Source organism: Rhodococcus sp. NyZ502 (genome assembly GCF_041464245.1).
Lineage (GTDB): Bacteria > Actinomycetota > Actinomycetes > Mycobacteriales > Mycobacteriaceae > Rhodococcus_F > Rhodococcus_F qingshengii.
The window spans coordinates 196,554-213,081 of sequence record NZ_CP167156.1 but is presented as its reverse complement, the minus strand read 5'-3'; the positions used below and the strand labels follow the sequence as shown (position 1 = coordinate 213,081).

The following is a 16,528-nucleotide window of genomic DNA, read 5'->3' as shown; positions in this document are numbered from 1 at the left end:
TGAACATGTCGTTGTTCGTTCGAATGTTCCAGAGCATCACACTTGTGCTCGTTGCGGGAGTCCTTGTGGTTCTGGGCGCCGGCATCGCCAACGCTCACCCCACGCTGCTCTTTACCGAACCTGGCTCGGAGACTGCCGTTTCCGAGCCTCCGCAAGCCATCACCCTGATCTTCAACGAACAAGTCACCGCCGGGACCGATGCGATCAAAGTCCTGGACGGCGCAGGCCGTGAGAGCCCGATGGAGGCAGCAGAGTCGTCCAAAGGTGGCCGTGCAATCACTTCCCGGCTCTCGGATGCTCCGTCGCCGGGCACCTACACCGTCCGGTGGCAAGTGATCGGCGCAGATGGTGACCTCGTCGAGGAAGACTTTCGGTTTGCCGTCGGCCTCGCTTTGACCGACAGCGGCGGTGGCGGTGGCGACGACAGCGCCTCGACCTCGTGGACGGAAACCGTGCTCCGGTGGCTGCTGTTCGTCGGGTTCGCCCTCGCGCTCGGGACACTTGTCGCGGAGAGATTGTCGTCTGTACCGCACGCCGAGAACCCTTCGTTGAAGAAGTTGCGCACCTGGTTTCCGGCCGGCGCTTGTATTGCTTTGGTAGGTGTTGCAGGCCTTATGGTTTCGCTCGCCGCTTCGTCCAGCGTTGCTGCGCTATGGCAAGAACGTGCGGGCATCATCTTGCTCGTAGAGACGTGTGGGCTCATGTTGGCCTTGGCGCTGAAAGCCGCGGGGAGCCCCAGACTTGCGAGCGCAGCCCTTCTGCTGGTCATTGCCGCCGAAGGGCTGCGCTCGCACGCAAACGTCGTCGCTCCCGGATGGGGCGCGTTTCTCACCGCCGTTCATCTCGCGGCAGCGGCAATCTGGGTCGGCGCTTTGCTCCACACGGTTCGCACTGCATTCGCGTGGCGGGGTCAGCATGCCCCGGTTCGGTGGGTCGTGGCCGGTTACACACGACTTGCGCTGTGGACCTTCATCGTCGTCGTGACCACCGGTACGATCTCGGCATTGTTGCTGATCCCCGTTGCCGCAATGTTTTCCACCCCGTACGGGCAACTTCTGACGGTCAAACTACTCTTCGTCATCGCCGCCTCGGGTGTGGCGATATCTGCACGGCGGACGATGCGCAGAACTGAACAAGTGGGCAAACTGCGCAATCAGATTCGTATCGAGAGCATCCTCCTGATCTCCGTGCTCGCCATCAGTGCTGCATTAGTCTCGACGGCGCCTGCCAATTCACCCGCCCAGCCGGGACCACCTGCAGCCATCGGTCCGGTTCTGCCGCTGGGAACATTGGCTGGACAGATTGGGGTGAGCGTCGCCGCCAGCGAAGGGCAGCTGGTGGTTCGACTGTCGACTCCGCGCCGCGTCGACTACTACGCTCAGGAACCGGACCAGGAATACACCTTGATCGGCGCACTGCGGGCGAGCGGGCAGAACACTTCCCTTCCCTTGCGCGGGTGCGGATCCGGATGCTTCGTGGCGCAAGCCGATTGGCCACTGGGTGAAAGCATGCTCACGCTCGAGGCCGCGGCGACAGGGTGGCTGGGCGGGACGGTCAGCATGTTAATTCCATGGCCTGTTCAGTCCGGGGACACCGATCTCGCTCGAGCCGTAGATATCACCCGCACTCAGAAGAATCTGACCTTTTACGAATCGGTGACCAGTGATGCCGCAAACGTCGGACCCGAACCTCAGCAACTAAGTCTGTCCAGCGAGTTCTTCCTCGCCCAGGAGCCGTATGCGGACGGGACTGCGCCCATCGCGGTGCGCTTACCCAGCGCCGGACGGCAACTCCGTCTGGCATTGGGCTATCCGGCTGCGGGTATGAACGTACTGCTCGACCTCGACCAAACTGGACGAATAGTTTCCGAAACACTAAGCGATGCAAAACATCTCATCACCCGCACCTTCGTCTACCCCGAAGTGAACTGATGGGGGAGAACTGACGAGATATTCACGTCCAGTGAACTGTCACCGTGCAATAGGAACGGAAGCTGCGATGATCTCCCCTTACTCGTTCATTCACCCCTGCCAGTTCTGTCGCACCCGCGCACTGGCCGCGCCCAGGCCTTCGAAATTCCTACGGCATACGCAGGGTGACGAACCGGTAGCGGTGGCTCTGGCCTGCAGTCTGTTCAACCACTCATCCCCTGCTGTCGCTTGTCTTGATCACCGCAACCTTCTGATTGCAGGTTCCACCGTCACCTCGCTGGTCCTGCCCGGCGCGCACGACACCACGCTGATCACCGCGACAGTCGTCATCGAGCGCGAAGACAAGGATCATACCGGCACGCGTGAGTGGAGGGTTGCACGTTCCCCTGTTGCCGCAGACGTGCATCGTGCACGACACCTTGCCCCTACACAACCAACTGTCGGCGCTGCGGATACGACAGACGCTCATAGCGGAACTACTGACCATCCGAGTCGACGGCCCCTCCCCAGAAGAATTTTTTGCACAACAACACATTCCAGGAGAAAAATATGATGCTTACACGTGCTGTTTCCACACGTATCGCAGTCTCAGCGGGGTCTGCCGCCGGTCTGATGCTGATCGCCGGCTGCGGCGGCCATGACATGAGCCAAATGTCGAGCAACGACAGCGGAAACATGTCCAACTCCTCCGCGGCCTCGCAGCCCAACGGCGCCAACAGCGCGGATATGCAGTTCGTCGCGATGATGTATCCACATCACGCACAGGCCGTCGAGATTGCAAAGATGGTTGACAGTCGCACCACCAATCCTCGAATACTCGAACTCGCCGCTTCGATCCAAACCGCTCGCGGGCCCGAAATGGATCAGATTGCAGCGCTCATCGAACAATGGGGTCAACCTACGTCCGACGCCACCTCCCCTGTGGACTCCATGGATGGAATGGACCACGGCGGGGTTGATTCAGGAATGATGTCCCAGCAGCAGATCGCTCAATTGGAGGGGCTGCGCGATGGGGACTTCGACACCGCGTGGCTGAAGATGATGATCGAACATCACTCCGGCGCGATCGCGACGGCCCAATCGGAACTATCCGATGGCGACAACGCCGACGCCAAGCAATTGGCTACCGATATCATCGCCGCACAGCAGTCCGAGATCACCGCGATGCAAGCACTTTTGCAACAGAACTGATCCGGAAACTGGCGAGTGGCTAGGCCTGTCCGTCGAAGCCTCTCTTCTCGTTGTCCGCTCTGATCTTCCATCTGATTACTTGCGTCCCTTGCGAATCACTGTCTTCGTCGGCGCTCCCCACCCACTGACGTGAAGGAACAATTATGGCCTCAACACGGCATACAGGGTTAGTCGTCCTTGTCCTTATGGTCGCAACGCTGACAGGATGCACCTCCACAGCACCGCAGTCCGCACCGAGTGACACGGGTGCGCCCGCCGAGAACGACTCTCCTGTCTCCGCGCTGGTGATGACTCCTTCCGGGGGGACAGATACCGTCAACCCCCTTGATCCGGTCACGGTGGAATCTGTTGGCGGGAGGCTCGACTCGGTAGTGCTCACCGAAGTGGGCGGGGCTGTGGTCGATGGCATCTTCACCCCTGACCGGCAGGTGTGGAAACCCGGCGCGTCCTTGGACTACGGGAAGACCTACACGATGACAGCGTCAGCCACCCAAAACGATGGCTCACGTCTCGATCAGTCCAGCACCTTCTCCACAGTCAAGCCGCGGAACCTGACCAAACCATCCTTCGTGACGGCCGGGGGTAACCTCCTCACAGATGGTGGCACTTTCGGGGTAGGGATCGTTATTGTCACGCATTTCGACGAGCCGATCCTCGATCGTGCAGCGGCGGAGAAAAGCCTGACTGTGCAAACGTCGGTGCCGCTCGAAGGCTCGTGGTACTGGGTGGATGACCAGAATGTTCACTGGCGACCTCGTGCGTACTATCCCCCCGGCACCGAGGTCACGGTCCGGGCTGCGGTCTTCGGCGTCCCGCTCGGTGGCGGACTGTTCGGACAGGAAGACGCCACGACTGCATTCACCATCGGCGACTCGCATATCGCCGTCGCCGACGATACGACCAAGCAAGTGACGGTCACGAGCAACGGCAAAACTGTGCGCACTATGCCGACATCGATGGGCATGGGAGGAACCGAGCTCGTCAACGGCCAAACGATCTCCTTCTGGACCCAACCAGGCATTTACACCGTCCTCGATCAGGCCAACCCCGTGATCATGGACTCGTCGACCTACGGACTTCCCGTCAATTCCCGGCTGGGGTACAAGGAAAAAATCAACTACGCCACCCGAATAAGCACCGACGGAATTTACCTTCACGAACTCGAAGACACAGTCTGGGCGCAAGGCAATACCAATGTTTCACACGGCTGCTTGAACCTCAGTCGCGCCAATGCTCAATGGTTCTATGATTTTTCGCTTCCCGGAGATGTCGTGGAGATACGCAATACCGGCGGCGCCCCTCTCGAATTGTGGCAGAACGGCGACTGGAGTGTGCCGTGGGACCGATGGTCGGAAGGCAGCGCGCTGTAAGACCTGTCGCCCTGCCGGCAAACGATGCTGAATCGCAAACAGAAGCTCCGCGCGAGACGTTCTCCCGTAGTCGACGCGAAAGTGCTGGATAAACCTTTTGACACTGTCAGAGCTGACAGGGGTTCGGCAGATCGTCACGGGAGGAGGTCGCCAGACACCGCCGCCGTATCGGGGCGGCGACGGGAAGCAGAACAGATAGTATTTCTACAGGGCTTCGGTTCGCCGTCTCGGCAACCTCCAGCGTGCAGAGTCGACACGACACCCTCATCGAGCGGTCCCACATCACTGTGACCGACGAATCACCGACAGCGCTGGTTGGGCCCCGTACGAAAGCGACGGAGGTTGCAGGTTGGGCACTCGCACGGTGCGGTGACGAATGCAGCTCTACGAGGAGGAAAAATGCAAGGTCTGGGAGAGCTCGAGGCGCTGGTGATGGATGTGCTGTGGCGCTCCACCGAACCGGTCCGTGTGCGCGACGTCATCGACGGCCTCGATGACGACCGTGAACCGGCGTACACGACGGTGATGACCGTCATGGACAATCTTCATCGCAAAGGTTGGGTGCATCGTCAGCGAAACGGGCGCGCGTACTGGTACGAAGCCACGCGAAGCCGCGAGGAAGCGGCAGCTGACGGGTTGCGCGCACTTCTCGAATCCACCGGAGACCCGACCGGGGTCCTGTTGCATTTTGTTCGCGGGACATCCGACGTCGAATCGAAGATCCTGGCGCGTGGATTGCGTGAACGAGGCAAGAAGTGACAGCCGTCCTCGCGTGGGCGGTCGGTGGCCTTCTCGTTGCCGCACTCTCCCCGCTGTTCCTCGGATCGATGATGCGTCGCGGCGTTGATCCGCATGTCGTCCTCGTCTTGTGGGGCGCTCTGGCACTCGGAACTGTAGTGAGTATCAGTGTCCCGGTGATCTTGAGCCTTTTACCCAGTCACGGTGGTGTCTCGTCGCTGATCGAATTCGCCCACAGCTGTTGGCTCGCCCTTCACGACGACGCGCCGGCCAGGCTCGAGACGGCGGTGGGTGTACTCGGTGGGTCAGCCCTGGTCATCGGGGCGGTGCGAGGCACCGTCCATCTGTTCAGCTTCTCCCGCACTCGCCGCGAGCTACACCAGCAGCACCTCGGGTTGCTGCGCATTCTGGGGGGTGCACGGTCCTCGTCACTGCTCTGGCTCCCGGTTTCTGTGCCCTTCGCCTACAGTATCGCTGGGCGCCCCGCGCTTGTAGTTGCGAGCGACGGATTGAGAGATCAACTCGACACCGAGGCTCTTGCTGCAGTACTCGCACATGAACGAGCACACATCACGGGGCGGCACCATCTGCTCGTCAGCGCAGCTCAAACGCTCGCCTACGCGTTTCCGTGGCTTCCGATCATGCGATCTTCGCCCCCATTGGTCCGTGCGTTGGTGGAAATCGAAGCCGACTCCCGAGCCGTTCGTCAGCATGGGCGCGAATCCGTGCACCGCGCACTCTGCAGTATGACACCTCACGAGGTGCCCGTGGCGGCTCTGGGAATAGCGCAGGATTGCCTGGCGTTGCGACTTGATCGTCTGTCCTCCCACCGCACCCACCACCCGGCGCCCATTCGCTACCTCCGCACCCTTGCTGCCTGCGGAACGGCGATCGTCCTACCTGCGGCGCCTCTTCTGGCGCTACTGGGTGCGATGGCGATGGCTTCATGCGCAGCAGGTGCTTGAAACAGTGCGAAACCGGGTCGTGGACGAACAAGGAGTCCGGCCCGCAGGGGGCCAGTGCTCAAGGCCGGTTCACCCCCTCCTCGAACTGAACCGGCCTCATGCACCGAACGCGGCGCCAATCGAATTGGCCAGATCCCGCGCGAAACTTGATTCGTGGCCATCCCAATTTTCGTGAGACTCACCTTCTGCGCACGTGGCATCGGCAGAAAAGCGCAAAAGGCTACTACTCTGGGTCACGATCACACCACGCCCAGCAGAATCGTCGCGACGATGACAATTCCGCATGCCGCGCTGGTCAGAAGCCGCCCGCGCCGTGTATGAGGGTCCGCACGATAGGGGAACAACCCTTGACGGACCCACGTGTAGATAGCCGCGGCGACAACGAATACTGCTCCGTCATAGGGCGTTTCGGTGCCGTAGAGGACGAAAATCAGTGTCGCGAGGCCGATGATCAAGCCTGCGAACGCTTCGATCAGTTGCACGGGGATTCGGCGCACCGCGAGAGTCCGGTCCGAAGCCCACATTCCCCATCTCGACCTGGTAGGTCGACCCGAACAGCATCCTGTCAAAAAGCATCCCGGGCGCCCGATCGCAATCCCGAGAAACAACCCGGGCGTTGTCATGTCCAGTAACACACCGACGCCCAGACCGAAGGCTGCTCCGCCGAGCACCAATACCGCGAGCGACACCACCAAAAATCCTTGTATGCATGCGCCGGCAGAGACGAATTTTCGAAGGCTCTGGCGGTGAAGTGCCAAGTACCAGAGCTTCGCACCCACGTAGCCGAGAAGGCAGCCGAGGATCGAAATGAGAACTGCCGCAGTGGCGTTCTCGCTCATACGGGTCAAGAGCAGTGCCTGCATGACGATGGCGAACACTGCACCCAAACCGACCAACAGCGGCCACGTCCAGAGTCGCACGCCGGGCCCGTGCACCAATGGCGCTGCGGTAGTCCAGGCCGTGGCGGTCTGCGGAGCTGCGATGTCGAACTGCCCGGTGGTGTCGTCCGGAGTTTCGATGCGCTCGGCACTGACAGTCCAACTACCAGTGGCGATTCCGCGGATTCTCGCAGTCACCGCGAAGCGTTCCCCCGCTGGAACACCGTTGACGTGGGTGACCCTCTCGAAACGTTCCGGTTCGCTGCCCGGGCTGTTGCGGGCTCCTCGGAACAGAATCGACAGATCGGAAGTAACCTCGGGCGATTCTCCCCAGTACGTTGCTGCGAGCCCCTGTGGTTCTATCTGCGTGAACGCTTCAGCGCACCCACCGCCGGGCGCAGCGAGTTCCGTTGCAGCGGTCGACTCGTCGTCACCCAATGGCCGGGCAACGCGTTCAGTGCCCGATGGCTTGGTGGGCATCGCCTTTTCGGCGATGGCCGGCGCCGGCGGTGCTTGAGCCAAGGCCGAGGCTGGCGTCGGCGCTGCTTTACTCAGATACGCCGCTGCGGCCGCTGCGGCCAGTTCTTCCACGGCACTACCGGCCGGACTGGGCCTAGCACGGGGTGTTGTGCCGACTTCGTCGTGCGGTCGTGAAGTGGGGTTCCGCTTCGGTGACGTGGCGCGTCGGGCTCGACTCTGCGTCGTAGACCGCTGTTTCGCGCGGGTTTTGGTTGATTTTTTGCTCACCGTCGCCCCAATCTCTCGGTTGGCGCGGATGCCCACCGAACTACTAAGGTCGATAGTAGCTGAACTACGAACCTGGATAGTAGGTAGAGGTCGAGCGCGAACGCGCGGGTGGGCACTGCGGCGAGACGAGGCGCTTCGAGGCCGAGCCGAGGAATATGGGAATTCCATGGTGCCGCAACGATCTTGGGCACACTCAAGAAGGACCTGGAAAGGACATCGAACGTCAACCGGCAATCGCGCGGACAGTGTAGTAGTTTGCGAGACTGGATAGGCTCCTTGTTCACCATGTTCGGAGACCGGGCACGGACTACTGGGTACGACTGCGGCAGACCCGGCGGCTGATGCGGGACTGGGCGTAGGGATCGCACTACGTTGCAGCAAGGGTGTGCAAAGTATCGAAGCGAACAATCACATCTAAGGGATCTGCAAAATGGAAGCTGACGCGATGCGCAACCACCGCCTGGTGGATTTGCCGACCAATGGCGCGGTGTTCGAAACCTCTCGGCCGGTACGGACGGGAGATATCGACGTCTCCGGGACGGTGCGACTCGATGGCGTTGCACGTTATCTGCAGGACATCGGTTTCGACGATCTCGATGCGAGCGGCGCAGCGGCTGCCCACCCGGTGTGGGTCGTGCGCCGCACAGTCATCGATGTCATTCGTCCGGTCAGCTGGCCGGCTCGTGTGCGCATGCGCAGATGGTGCTCGGGGTTGTCGAGCAGGTGGTGCACGATGCGTGTCCGCATCGAATCCGACGGCGGCGGCTTGATCGAGACCGAAGGATTCTGGATAAATCTCAATCCGGTCAACGGGATGCCTTCCAGGATCGAAGAGAGTTTCATGGCCGGACTCGGTTCGACCGCCAACGATCACCGATTGAAGTGGAAACCCTGGCACACCGCTCATCCGGGCGATGGGGAGGAAACGACATTCGTCTTACGATCGAGCGATATCGATCCGTTCAACCACGTCAACAACGCCACGTATTGGCAGCCTGTCGAAGACCTGATCAGAGATTGGGCCGGACCCCGAAATCCACTCCCCTACCGAGCGATTCTCGAATATCGCTCTCCCATCACCGCGGGAAACGACGTGACCGTGCGGTATCACAGTTCAGGGGAGAGCCTGAGTAGTTGGTTCCTGGTCTCGGGTTCGGTGTGCGCGAGTGCCTACGTCACAGCGATCGAAGTGTAAGTCCCCGGGCCGGGTCACCTCTGCGCTCTGGTCTCTTGAATCGTCATTGATCGGTTCACCTCACGAGTTCTTGACCAGGTGTGCCGGTAGCGGCGGGGTGAGTGGGTGTTCCCGGAGCGTTTCCATTACCTCGAATGTCGCGTCGAATGTCACGCATCGACAGTTCCCCGGCAGTCGATGTGCCGCCCTTTCGGACGATGTACTGGCAACGCGATAACGAAGGTGGTGCCTTGCCCGGCTCCGTCACTCGCGGCGGTGATCTGTCCACCGTGTGCTTCGACGAGTGCTTTCGCGATGGACAGTCCGATCCCTGCCCCTCCGTGAGCACGATCGCGTGCTGCGTCGGCGCGATAGAAACGCTCGAACAGATAGGGGAGGTGCTCGGCGGCGACTCCATCGCCTTCGTCGGTGAGTGTGAGGATGAACCGATCCCCTTTCACCCGTCCCCGCACCTTCACTGTGCTCTGTGATCGACTGTGGCGCAGTGCGTTGTCGAGCAGATTGCTCAACACTTGCCCTATGCGCTCCGGGTCCAGCCACACCGACGGCAGATTTCCGGGGACGTCCACGCTCAGAATGACTGCTTTCGTGTCGTATCGTTCTTCGTGCGCCGCTACCGCTGAGCTCACCAGTACCTCAGGTCTGGTCCATGTCGGTTCGATTGCAGCTCGATTCGTCTCGGCATCGGACAGCGCCGAGACGTCGCCGGAAAACCGTGCCAGACGTCGGGTCTGATCTCTGAGCATCGCAATGGTGTGATCATCGAGAGCTTCCACTCCGTCTTCGAGCGCTTCCATGAATGCTTCGAGAACAGCTACCGGCGTCCGGATCTCGTGCGCGAGATCTGCCAGCAACCGTCGACGCATCGACTCGGCAGACTCGAGACGGACCGCCATTTCGTTGAAGGCCGTCGCAAGTGCGTCGAAGTCGTCACCGAGCTGCGGCGGCGGGACTCTGGCCGCGTAGTTTCCCGCCGAGACTGCCGTGGCGGCAGTTGACACCGCAGTCACCGACCGCTGCAGCCGACGACTGAGATACCAGGTCACAGCCAGCGCGCACAACGCAGCTGCGCCGATCGCCACGGACAACGAGACCGCAGTTGCCGAGCGATATGCCTGCTCGGCATGCATTTGCTCCTCAGACATCGGAGGCACGCCCGCGCGGCGCAGATGCTCGCGGAACAAACTCGGACCGACAGTGACTGCAACGACCCATGAGGTGGCCGCTCCTGCCACCAAGACCAGCGTTTGGGCCATCAACAAACGCACGCCGACACCGAGTCCTCGGCGGGTACGCCCCTGATGAGACGAAAGTTCTTCCAGGGTAGTCATTTTCCGGAACCCATTCGGTACCCGATGCCGCGCACGGTATTGACATACAAAGGCGCGGCGGGATCATCGCCGAGTTTGCGGCGCAGATGACCGATATGAACATCGACAAGATGTTCGTTCCCCGTCCACGCAGGACCCCACACTGCTTCGATCAGTTGCCGACGGCTGAACGCCATCCCCGGCCGAGCGGCCAATGCCGCCAACACGTCGAATTCCGTCCGAGTCAGCAGAACCGGTTTCTCGGCGACCGAGACCTCTCGCCCGGCAACGTCGATCCTGAGCACCCCGAACGTCATTGGCGGACTCTCCTCGTCTCGGGTTACCGCTCTCGCAGTTGTACCGTGCGCGACTCCGCTGCGGGGTCTGCGCATCATCGCGCGGATCCTCGCTACCAACTCTCGGGGGCTGAACGGCTTGCTCATGTAATCATCGGCACCGACAGAAAGCCCGACGATGGTGTCCACTTCCTCACTGCGAGCAGTCAGCATCACCACGTATGCATCCGAAAATGTACGAAGTTCCCGGCATACCTCGATGCCGTCGATACCGGGCAACCCGAGATCGAGGACCACCACATCAGGATCGACCTCACGTGCCAGGGCGAGAGCGTCGAAACCGTTGTAGGCCACACTCACCTCGAATGACTCTCGTTCGAGGTAACTCGAGATGATCGAGGCCAGTGGGCGTTCGTCGTCGACGACCAGTGCCCGAAAACCTGCGTACCCGTCGGTTGACCGTGTTGACGTACTGTCCATGCCACCATCGTGGACTGCTCAGTCGCCGCTGCGCACGCGATACACGGTATGCGGTCACCTCTTCAGCGAATCTTCATAGAAAGCACACCGATCCCAGAGGGTTCGGCGAGCACTGTCGAAGGTGAGGAGAGTGAACGGACATGATGTGGTGGAGCGAGAATTCGGGTTATGGAATGGGTTGGGTCAGCTGGATTCTGATGGCGCTGGCGATGATCGCATTTTGGGGGTTGGTCATTGCGGCCCTACTTGCTTTGTTTCGTCCCAGGCGCAGTACCCGCAGCGAACTCCGTGGTACGAATGCGCAGCATCTGTTGGATGAGCGCTACGCCCGCGGCGAGATCGACGATGACGAGTATCGCTCCCGCAGTGAAGCTTTGGATCGATCCTCTCGTCGACACGAGAGTCGTTGACCTCTGCCGCACGCGCGCCCCGGGCTCGGTGGCGTATCAGTTCCGTTTCTCCACAACGACTAGACAAGGACAATCACAATCATGGCTATTGCGCCGTTCACAGGATCGGCTTTCAGTCGACGTACGTTTCTCGCCGCCACGGCGGCGGGGGCGGGTGGCCTGGCGTTGACCGCATGCACCACCAGCGGATCGTCCAACCCGAACCCCCCGCCGTTCGACAAGAATGCCATCACGTCCGCTGAGGCAGCGCGCCCGCATACCGGTCGCACCGTGGACTACACGCTCAATCCGCAGGGTGCCGATATCGATCTCGGCGGCATCACGGTGCGCACTCTGGCATACGGCGACAGTGTTCCCGGTCCGTTGATTCGCGCGAATGTCGGTGACGAGTTGGCGATCACCGTCAACAACGGACTCGATCATCAGACATCGGTGCATTGGCACGGCATCGCGCTTCGCAACGACATGGACGGCGCCATGCCGGCAAGCCCGAACATCGAATCGGGGCAGAACTTCACATACCGGTTCTCAGTACCTCATTCGGGAACGTATTGGGCTCACCCGCATGTCGGTCTCGACACCGACTACGGCCTGTATCTCCCCATCGTCGTCGACGACCCCCGCGAGCCCGTCGACTACGACGCCGAATGGATCGTGGTTCTCGACGACTGGACGGATGGAGTCGGCACGAGTCCGCAACAGATCCTCTCCGACCTTCAGTCCGGAAACGGCATGGGTTCGATGGGCGGATCCGGGATGGGCAACATGCCTGGCATGGGTGGAATGAACCACGGGTCGGCCGAAACCACGCTGCCCGCCACCTCGGGTGGCCCTAACTCGGTAGAATCAAGCGCTCTGCTCGGTGGGGACGCGGGTGACGTCAGCTATCCGTACTATCTGATCAACGGGCGGATAGCTTCTGCACCGACAACTTTCTCGGCCGCTCCCGGTCAGCGTGTGCGTATTCGCATCATCAACGCGGGTGCGGATACCGCTTTTCGAGTCGCCCTTGCCGATCACGTGATGTCCGTGACCCATACGGACGGTTTTCCGGTCGTACCGACAGAAGTCGATGCGCTTCTCCTCGGCATGGGTGAGCGCTACGACGTGATCGTCACGGTCAAGGACGGTGTATTCCCGCTCGTCGCCGCGGCCGAGGGTAAGAACGCTCAGGCTCGGACGCTGCTGCGTACAGGCTCGGGCGCTGCGCCCGACGCGTCGTTCCTCCCTCGGGAATTGGCAGGTCGAGTGGGCACGGTCGAGTCGTTCACTGCAGCCGAAAGTGTCGTTCTGCCGCGAAGCGATGGCACCGGTGTCGATCTCGTGGCAGACCTCGGGGGGGACATGATGAGCTACCAATGGACGATCAACGGTCGGAACTACGACCAAACCGAACCTCTGACCGTCAAAGAAGGGGACCGAGCCCGGCTCACGTTCACCAACATGACGATGATGTGGCATCCCATGCATCTGCACGGGCATACGTTCCAAGTGGTCAAAGGTGACGGCGGTGTCGGCCCTCGTAAGGACACAGTCATCGTTCGTCCGATGGAATCTGTCGCTGTCGATCTCATCGCCGACAACCCGGGCGACTGGATGCTCCACTGCCACAACGGATATCACCAGGAGTCGGGTATGATGACCCGCTTGGGCTACATCGTCTGACACGTGGAGACGTCCGAACACACGATCACACCAGCACGGGAGGCGCGACCTGATTGGGCCGGCATCTCATTCGATGCCTCTTCCTACCCCGTTCGGCGAGGTGAGATTGTGGCCGCCCCGGCATCGGGTCAGCGTCCCGGAATCCCCGGCCTCTGCCCTGCCGCTGGACTGGGATCGAAATCCCGCGAACGGCGCAACTGCCCATGGCTCCGGTGTACACCTGGCGACACTCCACGGGCGCTCGAAATTCGACGTTCTCTGCGCGGGCGAATACACGAGGGAGAATCCGACCAAATGTCCGACGGAAGTAGTCGAGGCGCAGCCTTGACTCACCTTCTCCTAACGCGAGTATAGTAGAAACAGGTACCCCCCTGGGGTACCAGACGGGAAGGGAATCATGAGCGGTCAGACTAACTCGCAGCCGAATCTACTCGATAAGACGCAACGCGGCTGTGGATGCAACTCGACGAAGAAATCACCCACGACATCCGCGCCCACCCCTACGGAGGACATCATGTCTGCAACCAACAACACGTTCGCGGTCACCGGCCTCACCTGCGGGCATTGCGTCGGCGCCGTCACGGACGAGCTGCGCGCCCTCCCCGGAGTGAGCGAGGTCGAGATCGATCTCGTCGCCGGAGGAGTCTCCACCGTGACCGTCACAGCTTCAGCGCCACTGACCGAGGAACAAGTAACTGCCGCGCTCGACGAAGCCGGCAACTATCATCTCGCGAACATCTGACCGGGCGCCCACACCGCCAGCGTAGGCAGGTCAGGAGAGGTACATCTGATGAGCACCCTGGACAACACGACCGTCGCTGCCGAGTCCGCACACAGTGTCGAACTGGTCATCGGCGGCATGACCTGCGCCTCCTGCGCCGCGCGAATCGAAAAGAAGCTCAACAAGATCGACGGCGTCACCGCGACAGTGAACTACGCGACCGAAAAGGCGAAGGTCGATTTCACGGGTGCGGTAGCACCTGAAGACTTGATCTCCACCGTCGAGGCAACGGGATACACCGCCACCTTGCCTGCCCCCAAGGGCTCGTCCGGGGAGGTCGGCACTACCGACGGGGTGGACGCCCGAATCCAGGACGAGGCTTCGCAACTGCGGACCCGACTGCTCGTCTCGCTCGCATTGACTGTGCCTGTGGTCGCATTGTCGATGATCCCGCCATTGCAGTTCACGAACTGGCAGTGGCTGGCCTTGACGCTCGCATCTCCCGTCGTCGTCTGGGGCGCACTCCCCTTCCACCGCGCTGCACTGACGAATGCCCGACACGGCGCGGCAACAATGGACACTCTGATCTCGGTGGGGGTGTCGGCGGCCTACCTGTGGTCACTGTGGGCGTTGTTCTTCGGTCATGCCGGAATGGCCGGCATGAAGATGGAGTTCAGCCTGTTCCCACAGCAGGAGGGCGGAGCGGACCACATCTATCTGGAAGTCGCTGCTGCGGTCACCGTCTTCATACTGGCGGGGCGATATTTCGAAGCCCGCGCCAAGAAGCAGTCGGGTGCAGCCCTACGCGCACTGATGGACATGGGAGCCAAAGACGTAGCGGTGTTGAGGGAACACACCGAGATCCGAATTCCCACCGAACAATTGGTGGTCGGTGACATCTTCGTCGTACGCCCCGGCGAAAAGATCGCGACCGACGGCATCGTCACCGACGGCACATCTGCGGTGGACGCCTCCATGCTGACCGGCGAATCCGTGCCAGTCGAAGTGCGCCCTGGCGACGCCGTTGTCGGCGCCACCGTCAACGCTGGAGGGCGACTCCTCGTTCGAGCAACTCGTATCGGCGCCGACACTCAGCTCGCTCAGATGGCACGACTGGTCGAAGATGCACAGAACGGCAAGGCTCAGGTCCAACGTCTCGCCGACCGCATCTCCGGAATCTTCGTCCCGGTCGTCATCGTTCTCTCACTGATGACGTTGGGTGCGTGGCTTTTGACCGGTCACTCGATGGTGACGGCGTTCACCGCCGCCGTTGCCGTGCTGATCATCGCGTGCCCCTGTGCATTGGGGTTGGCAACACCGACGGCGCTGATGGTCGGAACGGGCCGCGGCGCCCAGTTGGGGATTCTCATCAAAGGCCCCCAGGTTCTCGAATCCACCCGTCAGGTCGACACCATCGTGCTCGACAAGACCGGGACCGTCACCACCGGGCGCATGAGTGTCGATTCGACAGTCGGCGCAGATGGCGAGAATATCGACGAATTACTTTTTGTCGCAGGAGCGTTGGAGGACGGCTCCGAACACCCGATCGCGCAGGCCATCACTCTTGCAGCTCGGGCTGACGGCCGGCCGTTGCCGAGAATCGAAGGTTTCTCCAACCACGACGGCCGAGGCGTCTCCGGTGTCGTAGACGGCCGAGCCGTTGCTATAGGTCGGCGAACCTGGTTAGAGCAGGACTGGTCTCTCGTCGCACCCAAGAATCTGGAAGTGGCCGCACACGACGCGGAAGCCGACGGAAAGTCCCCGGTGTGGGTTGCGTGGGACGGTTCGATCCGCGGAATCGTGGTCGTTTCGGACACTGTCAAGGACACCTCGAAAGAGGCCATCACTGCATTCCGAACCTTGGGACTACGTCCCATCCTGTTGACCGGCGATAATGCTCGCGCCGCCGTCGCCGTCGCAAAACAAGTGGGGATCGAAGCCGCCGATGTCATCGCCGAAGTCTTGCCCGCGGACAAAGTAAGCGCCGTCAAAGACCTCCAAAGCCGTGGGTATACAGTCGCTATGGTCGGTGACGGTGTCAACGACGCCGCTGCTCTGGCACAAGCAGACTTAGGTCTGGCCATGGGCACCGGCAGCGATGTCGCCATCGAAGCCTCCGATCTCACCCTTGTCCGAGGCGACCTGCGCTCCGCCGCAGATGCGATCCGTCTGTCGCGCTCGACGTTGAAAACCATCAAAGGGAACCTTTTCTGGGCCTTCGCCTACAACGTGGCGGCGTTGCCTCTGGCGGCGCTGGGGTTGTTGAACCCGCTGATCGCCGGCGCTGCCATGGCTTTCAGCTCCATCTTCGTCGTCACGAACAGTTTGCGCCTACGACGATTCACCAGTCATGCCACAAGCTCCGATCACTGATTTGATCCCGAATTCGACTGCCCCGATGACCTTCCGTCTGCCCTGAACTCTTCGGACGCGATGTGCGGGAGAGGTCCCACTGTCCACCCGCAACGAATCCAAAGGTTTCACTTCACGACGACCACCATCACGGACGAGGGCAGTCGTCGACTGCTTGGGACACCATGGTCCTTCATCGAATCTTCACCAAACATCTAACCAAGGCATATCCGCCACCGGCAGGCTCAGTATTGAGACACACGTGGACCCCACAACATC

General features: G+C 61.2%; 13 protein-coding genes. 10 read left to right on the top strand and 3 right to left on the bottom strand.

Annotated features, from left to right (window positions below):
* The first annotated feature begins 5 nt into the window (after positions 1–5).
* The 5 genes from ACBG85_RS30040 to ACBG85_RS30020 all read left to right on the top strand — a co-directional run bounded on the left by ACBG85_RS30040 (position 6) and on the right by ACBG85_RS30020 (position 6,195).
* On the top strand, positions 6–1,931 hold the full coding sequence (locus ACBG85_RS30040) for a copper resistance protein CopC (RefSeq protein ID WP_030537779.1): 1,926 nt from the start codon (positions 6–8) through the stop codon (positions 1,929–1,931).
* Between the two features lie 519 nt (positions 1,932–2,450).
* Positions 2,451–3,122, top strand: coding sequence for a DUF305 domain-containing protein (locus ACBG85_RS30035; RefSeq protein WP_223304577.1), 672 nt, complete (start codon positions 2,451–2,453; stop codon positions 3,120–3,122).
* A gap of 185 nt (positions 3,123–3,307) precedes the next feature.
* Entirely contained in the window at positions 3,308–4,492 is a 1,185-nt protein-coding gene (locus ACBG85_RS30030) for an Ig-like domain-containing protein (RefSeq protein WP_019747378.1), read from the top strand.
* A gap of 399 nt (positions 4,493–4,891) precedes the next feature.
* The gene (locus tag ACBG85_RS30025; protein ID WP_019747377.1) at positions 4,892–5,251 is read left to right on the top strand and encodes a BlaI/MecI/CopY family transcriptional regulator; all 360 of its coding nucleotides are present in this window, start codon (positions 4,892–4,894) and stop codon (positions 5,249–5,251) included.
* Positions 5,248–6,195, top strand: a complete 948-nt coding sequence (locus ACBG85_RS30020) for a M56 family metallopeptidase (RefSeq protein WP_019747376.1) — start codon at positions 5,248–5,250, stop codon at positions 6,193–6,195. The genes ACBG85_RS30025 and ACBG85_RS30020 overlap by 4 nt, the downstream gene beginning before the upstream one ends.
* A 239-nt stretch (positions 6,196–6,434) precedes the next feature.
* Here ACBG85_RS30020 and ACBG85_RS30015 read toward each other — a convergent pair whose 3' ends face one another.
* Positions 6,435–7,664, bottom strand: coding sequence for a prolipoprotein diacylglyceryl transferase family protein (locus tag ACBG85_RS30015; RefSeq protein WP_051720982.1), 1,230 nt, complete (start codon positions 7,662–7,664; stop codon positions 6,435–6,437).
* Between the two features lie 601 nt (positions 7,665–8,265).
* On the opposite strand from ACBG85_RS30015, the gene ACBG85_RS30010 reads away from it, so the two are divergent.
* Positions 8,266–9,015 carry an acyl-[acyl-carrier-protein] thioesterase gene (locus tag ACBG85_RS30010; protein WP_051720985.1) on the top strand — a complete coding sequence of 250 codons (750 nt, stop codon included), beginning with the start codon at positions 8,266–8,268 and terminating at the stop codon, positions 9,013–9,015.
* Between the two features lie 149 nt (positions 9,016–9,164).
* Here ACBG85_RS30010 and ACBG85_RS30005 read toward each other — a convergent pair whose 3' ends face one another.
* Together ACBG85_RS30005 and ACBG85_RS30000 are read right to left on the bottom strand one after the other, a co-directional pair.
* Positions 9,165–10,346 (bottom strand): ATP-binding protein, encoded by a 1,182-nt coding sequence (locus ACBG85_RS30005; RefSeq protein ID WP_030537784.1) that lies wholly within the window; start codon positions 10,344–10,346, stop codon positions 9,165–9,167.
* Positions 10,343–11,101 (bottom strand): response regulator transcription factor, encoded by a 759-nt coding sequence (locus tag ACBG85_RS30000; RefSeq protein ID WP_030537785.1) that lies wholly within the window; start codon positions 11,099–11,101, stop codon positions 10,343–10,345. Before ACBG85_RS30000 ends, ACBG85_RS30005 begins: the two co-directional genes overlap by 4 nt.
* Positions 11,102–11,241: 140 nt before the next feature.
* On the opposite strand from ACBG85_RS30000, the gene ACBG85_RS29995 reads away from it, so the two are divergent.
* The 4 genes from ACBG85_RS29995 to ACBG85_RS29980 all read left to right on the top strand — a co-directional run bounded on the left by ACBG85_RS29995 (position 11,242) and on the right by ACBG85_RS29980 (position 16,270).
* On the top strand, positions 11,242–11,511 hold the full coding sequence (locus ACBG85_RS29995) for an SHOCT domain-containing protein (RefSeq protein ID WP_030537786.1): 270 nt from the start codon (positions 11,242–11,244) through the stop codon (positions 11,509–11,511).
* 81 nt (positions 11,512–11,592) lie between these two features.
* Complete coding sequence (locus tag ACBG85_RS29990; RefSeq protein ID WP_030537787.1) at positions 11,593–13,176, top strand: multicopper oxidase family protein; 1,584 nt, start codon at positions 11,593–11,595, stop codon at positions 13,174–13,176.
* Between the two features lie 514 nt (positions 13,177–13,690).
* Positions 13,691–13,918, top strand: a complete 228-nt coding sequence (locus ACBG85_RS29985; protein ID WP_030537788.1) for a heavy-metal-associated domain-containing protein — start codon at positions 13,691–13,693, stop codon at positions 13,916–13,918.
* Positions 13,919–13,966: 48 nt separating this feature from the next.
* The gene (locus tag ACBG85_RS29980) at positions 13,967–16,270 is read left to right on the top strand and encodes a cation-translocating P-type ATPase (RefSeq protein ID WP_047270630.1); all 2,304 of its coding nucleotides are present in this window, start codon (positions 13,967–13,969) and stop codon (positions 16,268–16,270) included.
* The last annotated feature ends 258 nt before the right edge of the window (positions 16,271–16,528 follow it).